Source organism: Bradyrhizobium sp. SRS-191 (assembly GCF_024586915.1).
In the GTDB taxonomy this organism is placed as follows: Bacteria; Pseudomonadota; Alphaproteobacteria; order Rhizobiales; family Xanthobacteraceae; genus Bradyrhizobium.
This window is the reverse complement of record NZ_JANBVS010000010.1, coordinates 164,940-183,504: the sequence shown is the minus strand read 5'-3', so window position 1 is coordinate 183,504 and position 18,565 is coordinate 164,940. Positions and strand designations below refer to the sequence as shown.

Sequence of the window (18,565 nt, the reverse complement as noted above, 5' to 3'; positions counted from 1 at the left end):
CGGAGGCAGCCGCTTGAGTGATCGACCGTGGACCAAGGATTTCCAAATTCAGTCCGTGGCGGATTTAGACTTCGTTATCGGCCAGAGTGTCGGATTTCCAGTTGGGATGTCTAGAAAGAGTGCGCCTGAGTTTCGGCGGCGTGTTCTTGCGGCCTTGCTATCTCACCGGATGGGGTTGTCATCGATTGACTATGTTCTCAAGCGCTACGTTGAACCAGGATTGTACGAGGACGAAAATGTCGGGCTGGGCGACGAAGCGAGCGATTTCTTGCGAGGTAGCGTTGACAAACTGATGCGCGGGTTGCGCGACCTGCATACCGCAAATCCAGGGTTTGGTGTCTTTGGGGCTGAGATAACGCTTTATCGGTTACCGCATAGTCTAGATGCAGCTCGATTGTTGTCGAATAGGGGGCTGTTACTTGAGGTCGTTCCTATATTGCGTCTGTGTTTTGAGATGATGTCGTGGGCAAATGCGGCCTTCTACCTGCAGGACGAAGATGCCGTTGTTGGCTTGAAGGCGCAGTCATGCATTACGTCCATGAAAGAAGTCTACGCAACGGCTGGTAAGATCTACGGATATTTATCTACATTCTCTCATTGGGTGCATACTATCCATGAGCAGTTCATTCAAGTGGAAGCGGAGCAAGTTTCCGTCCTCAATGCGTCTGTGCGTTACCGTGCTATGGCGCTCGGATTGTGCTTGGTCATCACGGATGTATTGCTTTCGGTCATACACAAACTCTACAAAGAGCGTAGCGAAGCGTTGATAACGAGCGTGCAAGGTGTGCTTGGTTCTGGCTCTGATCGCAAAGCGTTCGAGATATTGTCTCGGATAGAAGTCGCTACCGGTTTGAAGGAAATGCGGGAGATCAAGACGCTAGTGCAGTGATTGCGCTACCTTTTTTATGAGTGATCGATAACAGGGATTGGGGGCGGCTGAAGCGTGTTTCCTCGTTCTACAGCACAGAATTGACGACCACGCTGCCTACGCTGGATGGTTGGGACAGCGATACGGTCTGAGAAGTCAAGCTTGCGTCTTAGCTCTTGAGCAACCAACGGCAGTACGGTGACAGTGCACAAAACTCTCCTGATCCGATCAGGAGCTTGCCGCCTCAGAGCACGCTTTCACTCCTCACCCTGAGGAGCGCGCATCTTGGCGCGCGTCTCGAAGGGCGAGGCCCGAGCTGAGGCCTCGTGGTTCGAGACGCACCGCCATGAACACTTTTCGTCATGGCACGACCGGTGGTGCGGCGCTCCTCACCATGAGCCTCCAGCACGGGAGCCGGTTGGTGCACACGGACAATGGGGTCGCTGTCGGGCTCCCATAGCAACCACATGGAGAAGCGGGAACCAATCGACCTCGCCGCGGGCGCGACGGCCGTGACTGCGCCTTCTCCCACCCTGGCGAAGCTTCGCTTCGCCTTGGGGGCGAGGGCACTGCATCGCGGAGCGGTGCGGAGGTTGCAGGCTGGTTTGAACGCGATCATCAAAGGACAGAGATCGTCCGGCTCCGAAGCCGGAATGCACATCGACCTGAGCCGCGTCCTCATGGAGAGGGGCTAGCTCGGCCCCCCGGAGCTGCAGGTGAACCATGAGCAGCGGACTGATCGAAGGCGCTCCTTCGCTGTCGCCGATTAGCTGAATGATCTCCTTCACACGACGGGCAATCCTCGCATGCCCCACATGCACCAACTGTCCGTCGTGCCAGTTTGTCGCGCACTTCTCCCTTGCGCCGTCGGGCAAATCACATCCACAGTCTCGCGTATCCCGGCTCGCTGAAGAGGGACGTTTCGCGATCGTCATGAAGCGTCGAGCCGGAAGATGCGATGGGCGCGTTGCTCTGCAGCCTGGTCTCACGACCTGTGCCGACGAACGGAGCGAGGCGACGGCGAAATGGTGTGGTCCTGGCGTCCCGACGCTGACGCCAAGCCGGCGGTGATGATGATCCGCCAGTGACGGGGGCAAGACAGCCGGTCCCCGGGGAGAGCGCCTATAAGTCGGAAAACCGTCGCGCAGGGAAGGCCGGATATTGGGCTGAACCTGTGGTTCTGCCGCGTGCTTGTTTGCTGCACGCGGACCGCGGGTATCAGCTGATACCCGGTCTTCCCTGCGCCTCTTTTTCCAGGAAGAGGTCGACTGATGGCAAAGCTCGGGCGCAGGGGGCCGCGAGAAGGCTCAGTCACGCCCGCTGTTTGAAAACGTGGAGCAAGTGGCCGTGACGATGGGCCGTGCTGACGCACGGGGACGAGGATGTGCGCCGAGCCGGCGGACGTCGATCCGCCGGTGGGCGTTAGCCATCCTTCGCGAAACTAACGCCACAGCGCCACGGACCGCCGCTCGAACACCTCGCGGAACTGACGTGTGGATTCCGGCAGCAGCGCGCCGCTCTCCCAATCGAGGATCACCGCATGCTGGCGGATCGTGTCCATCGCGTCGAGCTCGCCCTTCCGGTAGCGTTCGGCGACGACCGCCGGATCAAGCCTCGCCTTGGCGACACGCTCCGCGCGGATGCCGTCGCGCAGCGCCTGCGTGGCGGGCAGGTCGACCTCGTACTCGCACAGCTCGGCGTCGATCGTGCGCACCACGACGCCATAGTCCTTGGCGGCGCGCGCCACCGAGACGTAGTCGTCCTTGATGTCCTCGACCACGGCCGCGGGATCGCGCAGCAGCGGATCGCCGAAGCCGCCGCCGCCGGCGGTCGGGCGGGAGAACTCGTCGCCCGCGCCGATCGGCACGTCGGAGAAGATCGAGCCGAGCCGCTCCTCGGTGTCATGGCCGGCGCGGCGCAGGGTGAGGCCATGCGGCATCGACGGCAGGCCGCCTTCGATGCCCCACACCACCGCGCGCTCGCGGTCGCAGATGTAGGAGATCACCGTCTTCTCGGCCTGAAGCATGCGCGAGCTCTTCAACACGCCGGCGCCGCCGCGCCATTGGCCGGGCCCGGGCGAGTCGGTGAGGATCTCGCAGGCCGTGGTCAGGATCGGGTTGGCGCGCTCCTGGCCTTCGATCGGCTGCGACATCAAGCCGGTGCCGAAGCAGGCGGTGGTGACGTTGCTGCCGTCCTTGCCGTTGCGGCCGCCCCAGCCGCCGGGCAGCCAGTCGTAGAACATGAAGATCGGCTTGTCCTCCGAGCGGCCGTCGAGGCCGCCGGTGAGCAGATATTCGAGATTGAAGGCGCAGGCGAGCGCGCGGGCAGGCATCAGCTTCGACCACATCTCGTAGATCGAGTTCATGATCTTCTCGAACGGCATCAGGAAGCCGGTGACCGCGATCGGCCATTTGGCGTCGACGATCGAGCCTTCGGGCGCGATGATGTCGAAGCAGCGATAGAAGCCGGAGTTGAGCGGCAGGTCCGGGAAGAACGTCTTCATGCCGGCCGCCACCGCCGAAAACGTCGCGCCGAACGCCGAGTTGTAGATCGAGCCGATGGTCGAATGGCTGCCGGTGAAGTCGTAGGTGACACGGTCGCCCTTGATCGTCATCTTGATCCGGATCGGGATCATGCCTTCGCCGCCGGCCGGATCGCGGTCGATGAAATCGACCGTCTCCCAGCTGCCGTCAGGGAGTGCGGCGATGCGCTGGCGCGCCGAGCGCTCGACATAGTCCTGCACGGCGGCAAGGCCCGTCTCGACGGTGTCGCGGCCATATTTGCCGACCAGCCGCAGGATCTCGCGCTCGCAGACCTGGGTCGCCTGCGCCTGCGCCTGGATGTCGCCGATGATCGATGCGGGGTCGCGCGTGTTCGAGGCGATCAGATGCGCGACGTCCTTGCAGAAGCGCCCCTTGTCGAACAGCCGCACCGGCGTGATGCGCAGGCCTTCGCGGAACATCTCGCGCGCGGCGACGTCGAACGAGCCGGGCACGCTGCCGCCGACATCGGACCAGTGGCCGTTCGACTGGCTGAAGGCGATGATCTCGCCGTCGGCAAAAATGGGCCGGATCAGCCTGACGTCGGAGAAATGCGTGCCGCCGGCATAGGGATCGTTGATGGCGAACACGTCGCCCTCGTGCATGTCGCCTTCGAAATGCCGGATGACCTCCTGGCAGGTGAAGTGCAGCGTGCCGACATGGACGGCGATGTCCTGGTTGCCCTGCGCTGCGCATTCGCCCTTGGCGTCGTGCAGCGCGCTGGAGAAGTCGTGGTTGTAGATCACGAAGGAGTAGCAGGTGCGCAGCACCTGCTCGCCCATCTGGTCGACGCTGGTGATGAAGGAGTTCTTCAGCACCTCGAAGGTCACGGGATCGAGCGCCAGATCTTTTTTCATGGCGTCACTCCTTCACGCGGATGATGATGTTGAGATATTTGTCGACCTCGGCCTTCGCTCCCGGCGGCACCACGGTGGTGGCGTCGATCTGCTCGATGATAGCCGGGCCGTTGAAGCTGAAGCCGCACGGCAGATGCTCGCGCGCGAACACCGGCGTGTCGTGCGCCTCGCCCTCGAACCAGACCGGACGGCGCGCGACCGGATCGGGCGAGACGCCGGTCGGCTCATGCACCGCGAAGGCCGCCTTCGGCACGATGCCGACGGCCTTGAGGTTGAGCCGGAAGAAGCTGACCGGCGCGCTGTCGCGGCGGAAATTGTACTCGCGCTGGTGTTCGACATGAAAGCTGGCGACGAGATCCTCGATCGCCCCCAGCGGGCGCGGCGCATTGACCGCAAGCGAGCGCCACTGGCCGCGATACATCATGTCGATCGAGCGCTGCAGGACGATATTCTCCGGCGCGACGCCTTCATGGGTGAGGCGATCCAGCGCCTCCTGTTCGATTGCGGCGAACTGCGCCTCGATGGCGGCCGGATCGGCCGTTGCCGCATCCACCATGCAGCTCTGCGAGAAGTCGTGCTGCATGTCGACGAGCAGGCAGCCGAGCGCCGAGGTGACGCCCGGGTTCGGCGGCACGATCACGACGGGAATGGCGAGCTCGCGGGCGACGTCGACGCCATGCAGCGCGCCGGCGCCGCCGAACGCGACCAGCGCGAAATCGCGCGGATCATAGCCGCGGCTGATCGAGATCAGCCGGACGGCATCGGACATGTTGGCGTTGGCCACTTTAAGGATGGCGTCCGCCGCCTCGTGCACGCCGAGCCCGAACGGTTTTGCGACGCCGTCCTCCACGGCCTGGCGGGCCAGCGCGGGATCGAGCATCACCTTGCCGCCCGCGAGACTGGTGCCGAGCCGGCCGAGCGTGACGCTCGCATCGGTGTTGGTGGGCTGCGGATTGCCGTTGCCGTAGCAGGCCGGCCCCGGATAGGCGCCGGCCGATTGCGGGCCGTTGCGCAAGGAGCCTGCGGGATCGGTCCAGGCCAGCGATCCGCCGCCGGCGCCGATGGTCAGCACCTCGATCGAGGCGAAGCGGATCGGATAGCCGAACTCGACATACCAGTCCTTGGTGACGCGCGACTGGCCCTCATAGGCGAGCGACACGTCGGTCGAGGTGCCGCCCATGTCGAGCCCGATCGAGTTCGGATAGCCGCACAGGCTCGCGATGGTGCGGCTGGCGATCGCGCCGGCGGCAATGCCGGAGCCGGCGAGGCGGGCCGCAAAATCCTTGACGCTCGCCGGCGTCATCACGCCGCCGCCGGTGTGCAGCAGCAGGAGATCGCGAGTGTAGCCGTCATTGGCGAGGCGATCGCCGAGCCTCGTGGTGTAGTCGACCACAACGGGGCTGACGATAGCGTTGGCGACAGTCGTCGAAAACCGCTCGTGCTCGAAGATTTCCGGCAGCACCTGCGAGGAGATCGAGACCGGCACGTCGGGCATCGCCTCGCGCAGGATGTCGCGCATCGCGCGTTCGTTCTCGCCGTTGAGATAGGCGTTCATGAAGCACACGGCCACGGCGGCCACGCCGCGGCGCTTGAGGATGCGCGCGACCTCGCGGGCGGCCTCGACATCGAGCGGCTCGATCACCTTTCCGCTGGCATCGACGCGCTCGGGCACGGTCAGCCGGTCGCGCCGCGGCACATAGGGCTTCACGACATCCTTGTAGGTGTCCCAGAGATCCTCCTTGTTGGCGCGGCGGATCTCGATGACGTCGCGGAAGCCTTTCGTCGTGACCACGGCGGTGCGCGGCAGCCGGCGGGTGATCAGGGCGTTGGTCGCCACCGTGGTGCCATGCGAGAACAGCGCGACCTCGGCGAGATCGATGCCGGCCTTGGCGACGCCGCCCATGATGCCGTCGATGGGGTCGCGGGTCGACGACGTCTTCTCGACGCGGATCAGGCTCGTGACCTCGTCCATGATGCAGATGTCGGTAAAGGTGCCGCCGACGTCGACGGCCACGCGGAGGTGCTGCACGAGACAAAGCTCCTTTCACGCCCGCTCGCCGAGGGGACATGGCGGCGGCTGCGCGGGCTCGGTCGGAGCCACGACCGGCCAGCCGAACGGCGTGTTCAGGCTGCGGGCGTGGCGGGTTCGACGTGGATTATGCGCAAGGCCGGGAGGGCGTGCTTGACGCTGAGCGCAGGACCATTTGCGCCGGAGTGCGCTGGCGGTCCAATTCGGGTCGAGGGCAGGGAAGCGGAGGGCGAATGCCGGCAAGACTGGGCGGTCCGACCAAGTCGTGAGTTGACCCGAAGAAGGATTTGGGGAGCTTTAGGGCCGCAGGGGCAGCCATTCGTCGAGCCTGACAAGGTCGCTACGGCACAATTCGGGACGGACGAGATCGACAAGCTCGCGCAAGATCGCACTCTCGATGTCGATCTCGCCGTCGTCCAACCATGCTCCCGACATCGCATACGCCGTCATGCCCGGGCATGACGGCGCAACTGATGAGTAGGCGTCGATGTCGCGATTGCCAGTTTCTGTAGCGGCCGAAGCTCAGCCCTCCGGCATGCCGGCGTTGACCCAGGCGGTGACGTCGTCGAGCGTCGCCCTGAAGCGCCTCAGCAGCTCGTCCACCTGGGCTGCGGTGATGATCATCGGCGGGCAGATCGCGATGCTGTCGCCGACGTTGCGGATGATCAGGCCGTGCTGATGGGCGGTGTCGAAGAACTTCAGCCCGACCTTGCCGACCGGCTCGAAGCGGGCCTTGGTCGCCTTGTCCGCGACCAGCTCGACGGCGGCGATCAGGCCGCGGCCGCGGACCTCGCCGACCAGCGGATGATCGGCGAGACGCGCCAGTCCCGCATGCAGGTGCGCACCGACCTCGGCGGCATTGGCGACGAGGTTGCGCTCTTCGATGATCGCGAGGTTTTCCAGTGCGACGGCGGTCGCAACCGGATGGGCGCTCGCTGTATAGCCGTGGCCGAAGGTGCCGAGCCGGTCGGACTGGTCGGCCATCGCCTGGTACATCTCGTCGCTGATCAGCACGGCGGCGAGCGGCTGGTAGGACGAGGTGATCTGCTTGGAGCAGACCAGGATGTCCGGCTTGATGCCAAAACTGTCGCAGCCGAACAGGGTGCCGAGCCGGCCGAAGCCGTTGATGACCTCGTCGGCGATCACCAGCACGTCGTATTTGCGGCAGACCTCCTGGACGCGTTGCCAATAGTTCACCGGAGGCACGATGACGCCGCCCGCGCCCATCAGCGGCTCGCCGATGAAGGCGGCGACCGTATCAGGGCCCTCGCTGAGGATCAGGTCCTCGAGCTCCTTGGCCAGCCGCTCGGTGAACGCTTCCTCGCTCTCACCGGGCAGGCCGAAGCGGTAGTAATGCGGGCAGGTGAGATGCCGCGCGAACGGCAGCGGCAGATCGAAGCCGCGCTGATTGGCCTGCAGGCCGGTGAGGCTGCCGGCGGCGATGGTGATGCCATGATAGGCGCCCTGGCGGGCGATGAACTTCTTCTTCTCGGTGCGGCCGAGCGCGTTGTTGTAGTACCAGACGAACTTGATGGCGGAGTCGTTGGCTTCGCCGCCGGAGCTGGTGAAGAACACGTGCTTCAGGTTGGCCGGCGCCATCGACACCAGCTTCTCGGCCAGCAGGGTCGAGGGCTCGTGGGTCTTGTGCGCGAAGATGTGGTAGTAGGGCAGCTTGGCCATCTGCCGCGTCGCGGCCTCGACCAGGCGCTTCTCGCCGAAACCGACGCCCACGCTCCAAAGGCCCGCGAGGCCCTCGATATATTCGCGCCCCTCGTCGTCATAGACATAGATCCCCGACCCGCGGTCGATCACGATCGGACCGATGCGCTCGTGCCGCCGCATATTCGTCGCGGGATGGATCTGATGGGCGATGTCTTTGCTCTGCAGGGAATTGGTTCGCATGGAGGAGGAGACTTTCTGGTGACGGAAGCGGGCAGTCTATCGCGATCGGGACGAAAACCATAATGTCTTCATGGGGCGGAGGCCCGGTACGCGGCGCGTGCCTCGCTCGGCGAGCGGCCGAAGCGGCTGCGGTAATGGCGGCTGAGCTGGGCCTGGTCGCCATAGCCCCAGCGGTAGGCGATGTCGGCGATGCTGTTGCGGCAGCGGGGATCGCGCAGCGCCGCGTCGCACGCCGCCAGCCGTTGATTGCGGATATAGCTGCAGACGGTGATTCCTTCGGCCTCGAAGATCTGGTGCAGATAGCGCAGCGAAATGCCGCAGCGATCGGCCACCAGCTGCGGCGCCAGCCTGATGTCGTGCAGGTGGGTCCGGATGAAGTGCTCGCAGCGATGCAGATGCGCGTTGCGCGTCGGCGAGGCGTGGCCCGTGAGCAGGCGATCATCGGCCTCGACCGCCATCGCCAGCAGCTCGAGCAGATGTGTGCCGGTCACGGCGCGCGCGGCATCGCTCATCTCGTCCAGCCGCAAGGCGAGGAGGCGCAGCGTGTCGACGAACAGCGCGCCGACCCCACGTGTCGCATCGAATTGCAAGGTCGCCAGCCGTTCCGGGCATGCGATGCGGGTACGCATGACAGCCCTCGGGATCTTGATCACCCAGAGCGCGGCCGGGTCGTCATGGCTGAACTCGTAAGGCAAATGGCTGCGCTCGACGAGGAAGGCGCCGGGGCGGCAGCGCACATCCTTGCCGTCCTGCACGAAGCGGATTTCGCCCTGGTCCGGTATCGTGACCAGAAAGCTCTCCTCGCGCTCGGCCACGAGATGATGCTTCCGGCGCCGGTAGAGCAGGCCGTCGCAGACGTTGCGCGACATCGAGAGCGGGCCGAGGGTCCACGCCTGCAGATGGCCGTCGAGTGCGCTGCCACTGGCGAAGCGCAGATCGAGCGGGAAATAGGTCTGCGAGACGATGTCCTGCCAGTACTGAGGCCGGCCGGGACGGGGAACATCGCTGGTCGTAAAACTCATCCGCATCGCAAGGACTCCGAATGAACAGCAACGTGGCAGAAGGAGGCAGCAGGCAGCATCTAGGATTCCGATGCGCCGTGCGGGCGCACCAGATTGTCACTCCAACGGTCGGAGATATGCGGGAAGGCCAGCTCGGGTGTACGGCCGAGCATCAATCCGAGGACGCGGGGCGGCGTCAGCGGCAACTCCTGCACGCGCGTGGCCGTGGCGTTGGCGACGGCGCAGGCGATCGTGGCACCGACATTCAGGATCGGCACCTCGCCGGCGCCCTTGGTGCCGAGCGGTCCCTTCGACGGAGCGCCTTCATGCAGGCAGATTTCCACGGGCACGACGTCGAGCGCCAGCGGCACGCGATAGGTCTCGAAGCCGGTCTGGCAGACGCGGCCATCGCTGCCGATGGTCACCTCTTCATGCAGGGCATAGCCCAGCCCTTGGGTGACGCCGCCCTGGATCTGGCCGCGGATGGCGCGCGGGTTGAGCGCGCGGCCGACGTCCTGCACCACGCGGTAGCTCAGGACCTCGACATGGCCGGTGTCCGGATCGACCGCGACCTCGCAATCATGCACGGCGAAGACGGGGATCTCGATGGCCTCAATGAAATGACCGGCGGCGCAGCCGGGCATAGAGGGTACAGTGCCGCCGGTGAATGCGCCGGTGCCGGAGACCGGCCCGAACGTGGCCTGGGCGCGGGTGGCGACCTCGACAATGGTGCGGCCCGAGCCTGGAGCTCCCGCGATCTCGATGCGTCCGTCGCGCAGGACGAGATCCTCGGGCGCGGCCTCGATCATCTCGGACGCCACCTTGAGCAGCTTGGCCCGCACCTCCTGCGCGGCCGAGAGGCTGGCGGCGCCGAGCGACACCGTGGTGCGGCCGCCGCCGACGCCGACGTCATAGCCCGCGGCGTCGGTGTCGGCGGCGCGCACGATGACGTTGGCAGGATCAAGGCCGAGCGTCGCGGCGACGATCTGCGGCAGGCCCTGCATCATCGAGCCGGAGCCGATCTCGACTCCCGACGTGACCAGCGTGGCGGTGCCGTCGGCATTCATGTTCACCGTCGCCGCCGACGGCCCGACGAACACGAACCAGGTGCCGACCGTGGTGGCGCGGCCATGGAGCCGGCCGTCGCTGCCGATCTGCCGCGCAGGCGTCGACGGCCGCATCTCGGCCATGCGGTCGAGCATCGGGCCGAGGACGTCGCCCTCGAACGTCTGCCCGGTGGCGCCGAGATCGCCGTCGCCGAGCACGTTGCGGCGGCGGAAGGCGAGCGGGTCCATGCCGAGCCGCGCCGCGATCTCGTCCGTGTGCCGCTCCAGCGCGAACGTGTTGTAGACGCCGTTGCAGGCTCGGAAGGCGCCGTTCGGGGCGGTGTTGGTGTAGACCGCACGCGACACCAGCCGCGCCGATCCGAGTTTGTAGTTGCCGCCGAGCGTATGCGCGGTCATCGTGGTCAGGAAGATCTGCTCGCCGCCATAGGCGCCACAATCCATCAGCACCACGGCCTCGCGGCCGACGATGTCGCCGTCGCGCGTGACGGCCGAGCGGATGCGGATCTCGGCGTTTTCGCGAAACAGGCAGGTCAGCATCTCCTCCTCGCGCGAGTTGACGAGGCGCACCGGCCGGCGGCTCTTGCGTGCGAGCAGCGCGGCGAACGGCTCGATCGCGAGGTCGAATTTGAGGCCGAAGCCGCCGCCGACCGGCGGCACCGTGACGCGCACTTGCGCCGGCGACACGCCGAGCAGGCGCGCGGTGGCGTTGCGGATGGTCCACGGCACCTGAGTGGAGGTTTCGATATGGAAGCGTCCGTCCTCGTAAGCAGCGACGACGGCGCGCTGCTCGAACGCGACGTGATTTTGCCGGCCGACGCGGAAGCTGCTGTCGACGACCACGACGTCGGGGCGGGTGAAGGCGGCGTCGACGTCGCCGCGCACCACGGTGGCCTCCCAGGCGACGTTGCTGCCGCGCGCTGCGCCCGGCAGCAGAACCTCGTAGCTCTCCCAGTCCGGATGGATCAGCGGCGCCTCCGGGGCGAGCGCATCCGCCATGGTGAGGAGGGGCGTCGTCGGTGCAATCTCGACTTCGATCGCTGCAAGCGCAGCCTGCGCCTGGGCCAGCGTGTCGGCGGCAACGGCGGCCAACGGCTCGCCGTTGTAGCGGATCACGTCGCGCGCAAACAGCGGATGGTCGGCGATGCCGATGCCGATCATGCCGGGGGCGTCGGCGGTGGACACGATGGCGCGGACGCCGGGCATGCGCGCGGCCCGGGAGGTGTCGAGCTTGAGGATACGTCCCGACGCCACATCGGCGCGCAGCACCGCGGCGTGAAGCATGCCCGGGAGATAGCGGTCGACGGTGTAGCGCGTGCGGCCCTGCAGCTTGTCGCTTGCGTCGCGGCGGCGGAAGTCCATCGTGGCTGAGACGTCGGACATGGTTCGCGCCTTATTTCCGAACGACGGTGAGCGCCGCCTCGACGATGCGTTCATAACCGGTGCAGCGGCAGATGTTTCCGGTCAGCGCGGCCCGGATGTCATCGCGCGTCGCGCTGGGCGTCGTGGCCAGCACGTGCGTCAGGCTCACCACCATGCCGGGAAAGCACATGCCGCATTGGACCGCATCGGCTGTTTCAAGCGCGGCCTGAACCGGCGTCAGCACGCCGTTGGTGGACAGCCCTTCGGCCGTGCGGATCTCGCAATTTTCGACCAGCGCCAACGGCGTCAGGCAGGACAAGGTCGGCGTGCCGTCGACCAGCACCATGCAGGCGCCGCAGAATCCTTCGCGGCACACCGGCTTGACGCCGGTCAGGTGAAGCTCCTCGCGCAGGACATCGACGAGCGGCGTGATCGGATCGGCCGACGGTGTCGCCCGGTCGCCATTGATGCTCAAGCTCAGGCCCATGCGCGGCGTCCTCCCATCTCAAGCACCGGCCAGCACGGCGGTGGCCGCGCGCCGCACCAGGCTCGGCAGCACGCTGAGCCGATACCAGGCGGGCACCTCGACGCTGTCACGACCGGTGAAGTCGTCAGCGAACTCCCGAGCCAGTTGGGCCAACCGCTCTGGCTCGATCGGATGGCCGATGAGGGCGGCTTCCAGCCGCTCCCAGCGGCGTGCAATGGGCTCAACCGAGCCGATGGCGACGCGCGCCGTCGCGACGCGTCCCGCGGCATCGCAACTGATCGCGAGGCTGACGATCGCGACGGGATAGTCGCCAGCCTTGCGCAGCGGCAGCCGCGCATGCGCGCTGTTGCGGCCTTTCCGCTGCACGATGATTCTGGTCAGCAGGCGCCCCGGTGCGAGCGTCGACCTGATAGCGAGAAAGCGGACGAGCGGCATCCGCTCGCATCCCTCGGGCGAACCGAGTTCAACCTCGGCATCGAGGCAAAGCAACGCGGGCACGCAGTCCGCGGCGGCGAACTGCGTCGTCGCCATATTGCCGCCGATCGTGGCGGCGCTGCGTATTGCCGGATTGGCTGCGCGCCCGGCTGCCATCGTGAGAACAGCGAATTCGGGCAAGCCGTCCAGCGCCGCCGCGAGTGCCGCGTGCGTGACGGCGGCGCCGATCTCGATCGTCTCGCTCGTAATCGTGACCGCCGTCAGCTCCGGGATTTTGCCGATCGCGACGTAGTTAGCCGCAAGCGGCTCGTGCCGGATCGGCGCGCGCATGATCCAGGTCCCGCCGGCAAAGACGGCCCCCGTCGGTCCGCGGTCGTCCAGCGCAGCCAGTGCGTCCGGCAACGACCGCGCGACGAAGATCGAGCCTTTGGCCATGGCGGTCTGCATGACGAGCTACGCCAGCGCCGATCGCAGCTTGGCCGACAGCTCGGCCTTCTCCTTGCGCGCCGCCAGCGCCGTCGCCATGTCGACCTTGATGAACTTGACGGGCGTATTCGGCTGCAACTGTCCGATCTGATCCATGTCGGCGGAGATGACCGCGCCGACCTGGAAATAGCCGCCGCCGGACACCGCGTCCCGATGCAGCACGATCGGCTCGGTGCCGCCCGGCACCTGGATCGAGCCATAGGGATAGCAGGCATCGGTGATGTTGGAGGGATCGGAGCCCGCGCCGAACGGCGGCTCACGCGGCACGAATTCGAGCGGCTTGCCGCCCTTGAAGCGATAGCCGATGCGGTCCGCCTCGGGGGCGACCTTCCAGGTGTCGCTGAAGAAGCCGATGCCGGCGGCGTCCGTGATGCGATGCCAATACAGGCCCGGCATGACGCGCAGCTCGACCGGCATGCCGGCGGGCAGCCCGCGCAGATCGGCTGCGATGCTGCGGCCTTCTTTGGCGGGAGCCGTTGCCGTGCCGACTGGCAGTTCGTCGCCTGCCTCCAGCTTGCGGCCCTTGAAGCCGCCAAGCGCGCCGAGCGCATAGGTCGAGCGCGAGCCGAGCACGACGGGCACGTCGATGCCGCCGGCCACCGCGATATAGGCGCGCGCGCCCTTCTTCAGGAAGTCGAAGGCGAGCTTCTGTCCCGCCTTCACCTTGAAGGACGACCACGTCTCCTGTGGCACGCCATCGAGCTTCGGCGGCAGCTCCGCGCCGGTCACGGCCACCACCGCGTCGTCGCTGAATTCGAGCTCGGGGCCCATGAACACCGCTTCGAGCACGGCGGCACCTTCGGGATTGCCGACGAGCAGGTTCGCGGCGACCAGCGCGTGCCGGTCCATGCCGCCCGACAGGGGGATGCCGATGTGATAGTAGCCCGGGCGGCCCAGGTCCTGGACCGTCGTCGCCAGGCCCGGCTTGAGAACCTTAATGACCATGGAGAACCCCCTCCAGCTTGCGGTTGTAACCGTCGATGTCGCGATTGAACTCGGCCAGCGAGAACGACACGTCGCGGATGATGGGCGCGAAGCGTCCGGCGTCGACATCGGCCACCGCGGTGTCATAGGCATCGCGGTCGATCGGCTTCCACTTCACGATGTCGCCGGGCTTGAACAGGCACATGAAGTCGCGGAGATAGCTGATGGTCTGATTGGGATCGTAGATCGGCATCGGCGTGACGCCGTACATCTGATAACCGCCGGCGCCGCGCACCGAGTAGATGCAGCTGAAGCAGCCGCCATGGCCGATCGTCAGTTTCGGCGTATCGGTCCGCGGTCGCAGATATTTCGGCGCCTGGATCTGCCGTTGACGCTCGACCATCTGATAGAGGAAGGGCAGGCCGGCGACGAAGCCGACCATCGAGACGAACCACGGCGCGCTGGAATGCGCCTTGATGAAGCCGTCGACGCCGTCGAGATTGTTGATGCGCGCCGAATATTCGAGATCGGTCGCGGTCGGATCCTGGTGGCGCTCCCTGAACCGCATCAAGGTCTCATGGGTCCACGGATCGTTATAGAGCACGGGGATCTCGATGATCCGCGTGGCGATCACGGGCTCGGACTTGTCGGCGGCGGCATCCATCCGCTTCAGCTCGGCGAGCAGGTCGTCGGGCTTGATCACGTCGGGATCGAACTTCACCTGATAGGAGGCATTGGCCGGGCAGATCTCGGTGACGCCCTTGATCTTGGCTTCGCGCACGGCGTTGGTGATGAAGAGGCTCTTGAAGAATGCCTCCAGCGACATCGCCTCGTCGACCTCGGCGAAGATGTGCTCGTCGCCGCCAAAGGAAAATCGGGTCTGCATGGGGGTCACTGGCCTCCTGTTGCGGGCGGGGCAGATACGGGGCTGAGACGTGCCGCGTTGGTGTCGAGCCATGGCTCGAGCCAGGCGGTATGGAAGCGCGCGGCCTGCACATCGGCATCCCGCGCGAGCGCCTGATGCAGCGGCTTGGTCGTGAGCACGCCGTCGATGGTCAACTCGCCGAGCGCACGGGCGAGGCGGCGTATGGCACTCGGCCTGTCCTCGTCGTGCACGATCAGCTTGCCGAGCAGACTGTCGTAGAACGGCGGGATCGTGTAGCCCGGGTAGAGCATGCTGTCGAAGCGTACGCCATTGCCGCCGGGACTGCCGAGGGCGGTGACGGTGCCGGGATTGGGTGCGAAGCCCTTCGCCGGGTCCTCGGCATTGATGCGGACCTCGATCGCATGGCCGCTCAGGCGGACGTCCTCCTGGCGGATGCGCAGCCGCTCGCCGCAGGCGATGCGGATCATCTCGCGCACCAGGTCGATCCCGGTCACCATTTCCGTCACGGGGTGCTCGACCTGGATGCGGGTGTTCATCTCCAGGAAGTAGAAGTCGCCGCTGCGGTCGTCGTAGAGATATTCCAGCGTGCCCGCGCCGCGATAGTGCACCGCCTTGGCCAACGCGACGGCCGAGGCGCACAGCTTCTCGCGCACGGCGGGTGTGAGCGAAGGCGAGGGGGCTTCCTCCCAGACCTTCTGGCGGCGGCGCTGCAGCGAGCATTCGCGCTCGAAGCAGTGGATGACGTCGTGACCGTCACCGAGCACCTGCACCTCGATGTGACGGGCGCCCTCGATCAGCTTCTCGACATAGAGGCCGCCGTCGCCGAAGGCGGCTTGCGCCTCGGCCTGCGCCTGCGGCATCAGGCGGGCGAACTCGTCGGCCGAGCGCGCAATGCGGATGCCGCGGCCGCCACCGCCGGCGGCCGCCTTGATCATCACGGGGAAGCCGGTCTGCTCGACCAGCGCAAAGGCTGCGTCGACACCGTCCAACCGGCCGTTGCTGCCAGGGACGGTCGGCACGCCGGCGGCGGCGGCTTCGGCGCGCGCCGCCACCTTGTCGCCCATCAGGCGGATGGAATGCGCCGTGGGTCCTACGAAGATCAGGCCGGCGGACTCGACCGCGGCCGCAAACTCCGCGTTCTCTGCGAGAAAGCCGTAGCCGGGATGGATGGCGTCCGCGCCGGTCGACCTGGCCGCGTCGAGAATGGCTTCCTGCTTGAGATAGGATTTGGACGCCTGCGCCGGGCCGATCTCGACGCTCTCGTCGGCGAGCCGCACGGCGAGCGACTCCGCGTCGGCCTTGCTGTAGACCTGCACGGTCGGAATGCCGAGCTCGCGGGCCGCACGGATGATGCGGACCGCGATCTCGCCGCGATTGGCAATGAGGAGCTTCTTGATCGACATGGAATCCGGAGCGCCTCAGACCTCGATCTCGGCGATCGGCTGGCCGGCCATGACCGCATCCTCGTTCTCGATCAGAAAACGCACGATCTTGCCGGCCGCACCGGCCTTGACCTCGTTGAAGGACTTCATGACCTCGATCAGTCCGATCGTGTCGTTCTCCGTCACGGTGTCGCCGTCATTCTTATAGACGGGCTGATCGGGCGCGGGCTTGCGGTAGAAGACGCCGGGCAGTGGTGAAAAGATCTGCTGGATGGCCATGAGGTCCCCGTGAGTGATGGTGTTGCCGGCCGCGTCAGCGCGCCGGCAGATAGGAGTGAGCCGCCTTGCGCACGGCCTGTGTGATCTCGACGGCGTTCGGCGTGTCGGAATGCACGCAGATGGAATCGGCGCCGGTCGGGACGTCGTTGCCGGCGACCGTCCGGGTCTTCCCGTCGGTGATGGCGCGCAGACAGCGCGATGCCGCCTCGGTGGCGTCCTTGGCGTCGTGCTCGCGGGTGACGATCAGCGAGCCGTCCGGATTGTAGTCGAGATCAGCATAGTATTCGGCGACGAAGGTGTGGCCGCGACGCTGGTAGATGCTCTCGTGCAAGGTGCCCTTCATGCCGAACAGCGGCACCTTGTAGACGTCGGCGGCGTCGGCGACGGCTTCGGCGATTTCCTCCATCCGCGAGGCCATGCCGTACAGCGAGCCATGCGGCTTGATATGGTTCAGCGGCAGGCCCTCCGCGTCCAGGAATGCTTTGAGCGCGCCGATCTGGTAGAGGATGCAGTTCACCATTTCCTCGCGGCCGATCTTCATCTCGCGCCGTCCGAAGCCCTGCAGGTCAGGCAGAGATGGATGGGCGCCGACCTTGACGCCGTGCTGCTTGGCGAGCCGGACGGTCCTGCGCATATGATTGAAATCCGAGCCATGGAAGCCGCAGGCGACATTGGCCACGTCGATGAGCGGCATCAGGCGCTCATCATCTCCAAGCTTGTAGATGCTGAAGGCTTCGCCCATGTCGCAATTGATGGTGACCATGGTCCCTTCGTCCTCCCGGTTTAGGCTTGCTGAACTTTGTGGAGAGCGGCCGCCGCGACGGGTGTTCGCGGCGGCCGCCCAAGTCACTTCGAGACGAGATAGTCGACTGGAATCTTGGAAGAGATCGTCCACTCGTCGACGACCTTCGGCTTGCCGTTGTCGGTGCCGATGATCAGGTAACGGCCCTGGTTCTGGTGGTGCAGCTCCTTGGTGAAGGTGCGCGGCCCGAACAGGGTCGGCTCGCTGTTCATCTTCTCCAGCTCGGCGACCACCTTTTCGGCGTCCGTCGTCTTGGCGCGCTCGACCGCCTTGGCCCAGACATCGATCATGACGTAGCCGGGGTAGACGTACTGGCTGGACGGATCGGCGCCGGTCGCCTCCTTGTACTTCTTGTTGAACTCGTTGACCTTCGGATTGGGATCGTCGCCGTAGATCGAGCCCTGGACCGGCACGTAGAAATTGGAGAGATCCGGAATGGCATTCAGCCAGTAGCTGCCGTCCATGCTGGAGCCGTTGAGGATCATCGACTTGATGCCGGCGGCGCGGATCTGCTTCACGGCCGAGACGGCGCCCGGCATCATGGTGCAGAGCATGATGGCGTCAGGTTCCTTCGGCAGGCTCTTGATGCGCGTGATCTGCGAGGCGATCGAAGCATCGTCGTTCTTGAAGGTGTCGCTGCCGACGAGCTTGGCCTCCTTCAGGTTCGGCAGCTGCCAGTCGAAGCCGTCGCAGATGCCCTTGTTGTAGACGGTCCAGCTGTCGAGCAGCCGGTAGAAGGTGCGCGCGCCCTTCTTGTTGTAGGCCCATTCGGACATGCTGGCGCCTTGCACGGCGGCGAGCACCGAGGCCGAGAAGGAGTAAGGGCCGACGCCCTGGATGCCAGCCTTGACCGACTCGGCGCACAGGAAGAACGATACCTTGCCGGCGGCCTGCGCCTGCAGCGCAGCGGGCGCGCCGAAATCGTAGTCGCAGGAGACGACGACCAGATCCGCGCCCTGGTCGAGCACGGCAAGGCCTGCCTTGGCGCCTTCGGCCTGGTCGGTCTTGGTATCGGCGGTGACCACCTTGATCTTCTTGCCGAGCAGGCCGCCGGCCTTGTTTATCTCATCGATGCGGATCATCGCCGCGTCCTGCGCCGGCTTGTCATAGGCCTGCATGAAGCCGGATGCCGCGGTCGCAAATCCGACGACGATGTCGTCGGCGGCCTGGGACGGCGTTCCCCACAGCGCTACCAATGCGGCGAGCCCCCCCGCCAATTTCATCACACGCATCAGACTAACTCCTCCGGTTTACAGGATTA

The 18,565-nt window shown here is 65.8% G+C and carries 14 protein-coding genes; 1 reads left to right on the top strand and 13 read right to left on the bottom strand.

The genetic code is table 11. The features are described 5' to 3' along the window. Positions 1 to 13: 13 nt before the first annotated feature. Positions 14 to 889: a hypothetical protein gene (locus NLR35_RS19520; protein WP_257168149.1), complete on the top strand. Its 876-nt coding sequence runs from the start codon at positions 14 to 16 to the stop codon at positions 887 to 889. Positions 890 to 2,309: 1,420 nt separating this feature from the next. On the opposite strand, the gene NLR35_RS19515 is transcribed toward NLR35_RS19520, so the two are convergent. From NLR35_RS19515 to NLR35_RS19455, 13 genes are all read right to left on the bottom strand, one after another. Continuing rightward, positions 2,310 to 4,265, bottom strand: a complete 1,956-nt coding sequence (locus NLR35_RS19515; protein ID WP_257168148.1) for a hydantoinase B/oxoprolinase family protein — start codon at positions 4,263 to 4,265, stop codon at positions 2,310 to 2,312. A gap of 4 nt (positions 4,266 to 4,269) precedes the next feature. Next, the gene (locus tag NLR35_RS19510) at positions 4,270 to 6,294 is read right to left on the bottom strand and encodes a hydantoinase/oxoprolinase family protein (protein ID WP_257168147.1); all 2,025 of its coding nucleotides are present in this window, start codon (positions 6,292 to 6,294) and stop codon (positions 4,270 to 4,272) included. A 522-nt stretch (positions 6,295 to 6,816) separates the two neighbouring features. Then, positions 6,817 to 8,196 (bottom strand): aspartate aminotransferase family protein, encoded by a 1,380-nt coding sequence (locus NLR35_RS19505; protein ID WP_257168146.1) that lies wholly within the window; start codon positions 8,194 to 8,196, stop codon positions 6,817 to 6,819. 68 nt (positions 8,197 to 8,264) lie between these two features. Then, the gene (locus tag NLR35_RS19500) at positions 8,265 to 9,224 is read right to left on the bottom strand and encodes a helix-turn-helix domain-containing protein (protein WP_257168145.1); all 960 of its coding nucleotides are present in this window, start codon (positions 9,222 to 9,224) and stop codon (positions 8,265 to 8,267) included. Between the two features lie 53 nt (positions 9,225 to 9,277). After that, entirely contained in the window at positions 9,278 to 11,644 is a 2,367-nt protein-coding gene (locus NLR35_RS19495) for a xanthine dehydrogenase family protein molybdopterin-binding subunit (protein ID WP_257168144.1), read from the bottom strand. A 10-nt stretch (positions 11,645 to 11,654) separates the two neighbouring features. After that, a complete protein-coding gene (locus NLR35_RS19490) occupies positions 11,655 to 12,110 on the bottom strand; it encodes a (2Fe-2S)-binding protein (protein WP_257168143.1) in 456 nt (151 codons plus the stop codon). Positions 12,111 to 12,128: 18 nt separating this feature from the next. Then, positions 12,129 to 12,992 carry a xanthine dehydrogenase family protein subunit M gene (locus tag NLR35_RS19485; RefSeq protein ID WP_257168142.1) on the bottom strand — a complete coding sequence of 288 codons (864 nt, stop codon included), beginning with the start codon at positions 12,990 to 12,992 and terminating at the stop codon, positions 12,129 to 12,131. A gap of 6 nt (positions 12,993 to 12,998) precedes the next feature. Continuing rightward, entirely contained in the window at positions 12,999 to 13,976 is a 978-nt protein-coding gene (locus NLR35_RS19480) for a biotin-dependent carboxyltransferase family protein (RefSeq protein ID WP_257168141.1), read from the bottom strand. Continuing rightward, on the bottom strand, positions 13,966 to 14,841 hold the full coding sequence (locus tag NLR35_RS19475) for an allophanate hydrolase subunit 1 (RefSeq protein ID WP_257168140.1): 876 nt from the start codon (positions 14,839 to 14,841) through the stop codon (positions 13,966 to 13,968). Before NLR35_RS19475 ends, NLR35_RS19480 begins: the two co-directional genes overlap by 11 nt. Before the next feature lie 5 nt (positions 14,842 to 14,846). Continuing rightward, complete coding sequence (locus NLR35_RS19470; protein ID WP_257168139.1) at positions 14,847 to 16,244, bottom strand: acetyl-CoA carboxylase biotin carboxylase subunit; 1,398 nt, start codon at positions 16,242 to 16,244, stop codon at positions 14,847 to 14,849. Between the two features lie 15 nt (positions 16,245 to 16,259). After that, complete coding sequence (locus NLR35_RS19465; protein ID WP_257168138.1) at positions 16,260 to 16,502, bottom strand: acetyl-CoA carboxylase; 243 nt, start codon at positions 16,500 to 16,502, stop codon at positions 16,260 to 16,262. A 34-nt stretch (positions 16,503 to 16,536) separates the two neighbouring features. Next, positions 16,537 to 17,265 carry a LamB/YcsF family protein gene (locus NLR35_RS19460; protein ID WP_257168137.1) on the bottom strand — a complete coding sequence of 243 codons (729 nt, stop codon included), beginning with the start codon at positions 17,263 to 17,265 and terminating at the stop codon, positions 16,537 to 16,539. A gap of 83 nt (positions 17,266 to 17,348) precedes the next feature. Further along, a complete protein-coding gene (locus NLR35_RS19455; RefSeq protein ID WP_257168136.1) occupies positions 17,349 to 18,536 on the bottom strand; it encodes an ABC transporter substrate-binding protein in 1,188 nt (395 codons plus the stop codon). Positions 18,537 to 18,565: the final 29 nt, after the last annotated feature.

Bases quoted from the DNA above. Each gene is read 5' to 3' on its own strand.
- NLR35_RS19515 (WP_257168148.1), bottom strand. From the start codon at position 4,265: ATGAAAAAAGATCTGGCGCTCGATCCCGTGACCTTCGAGGTGCTGAAG.
- NLR35_RS19505 (WP_257168146.1), bottom strand. From the start codon at position 8,196: ATGCGAACCAATTCCCTGCAGAGCAAAGACATCGCCCATCAGATCCAT.
- NLR35_RS19500 (WP_257168145.1), bottom strand. From the start codon at position 9,224: ATGCGGATGAGTTTTACGACCAGCGATGTTCCCCGTCCCGGCCGGCCT.
- NLR35_RS19495 (WP_257168144.1), bottom strand. From the start codon at position 11,644: ATGTCCGACGTCTCAGCCACGATGGACTTCCGCCGCCGCGACGCAAGC.
- NLR35_RS19490 (WP_257168143.1), bottom strand. From the start codon at position 12,110: ATGGGCCTGAGCTTGAGCATCAATGGCGACCGGGCGACACCGTCGGCC.
- NLR35_RS19485 (WP_257168142.1), bottom strand. From the start codon at position 12,992: ATGCAGACCGCCATGGCCAAAGGCTCGATCTTCGTCGCGCGGTCGTTG.
- NLR35_RS19480 (WP_257168141.1), bottom strand. From the start codon at position 13,976: ATGGTCATTAAGGTTCTCAAGCCGGGCCTGGCGACGACGGTCCAGGAC.
- NLR35_RS19475 (WP_257168140.1), bottom strand. From the start codon at position 14,841: ATGCAGACCCGATTTTCCTTTGGCGGCGACGAGCACATCTTCGCCGAG.
- NLR35_RS19470 (WP_257168139.1), bottom strand. From the start codon at position 16,244: ATGTCGATCAAGAAGCTCCTCATTGCCAATCGCGGCGAGATCGCGGTC.
- NLR35_RS19465 (WP_257168138.1), bottom strand. From the start codon at position 16,502: ATGGCCATCCAGCAGATCTTTTCACCACTGCCCGGCGTCTTCTACCGC.
- NLR35_RS19460 (WP_257168137.1), bottom strand. From the start codon at position 17,265: ATGGTCACCATCAATTGCGACATGGGCGAAGCCTTCAGCATCTACAAG.
- NLR35_RS19455 (WP_257168136.1), bottom strand. From the start codon at position 18,536: ATGCGTGTGATGAAATTGGCGGGGGGGCTCGCCGCATTGGTAGCGCTG.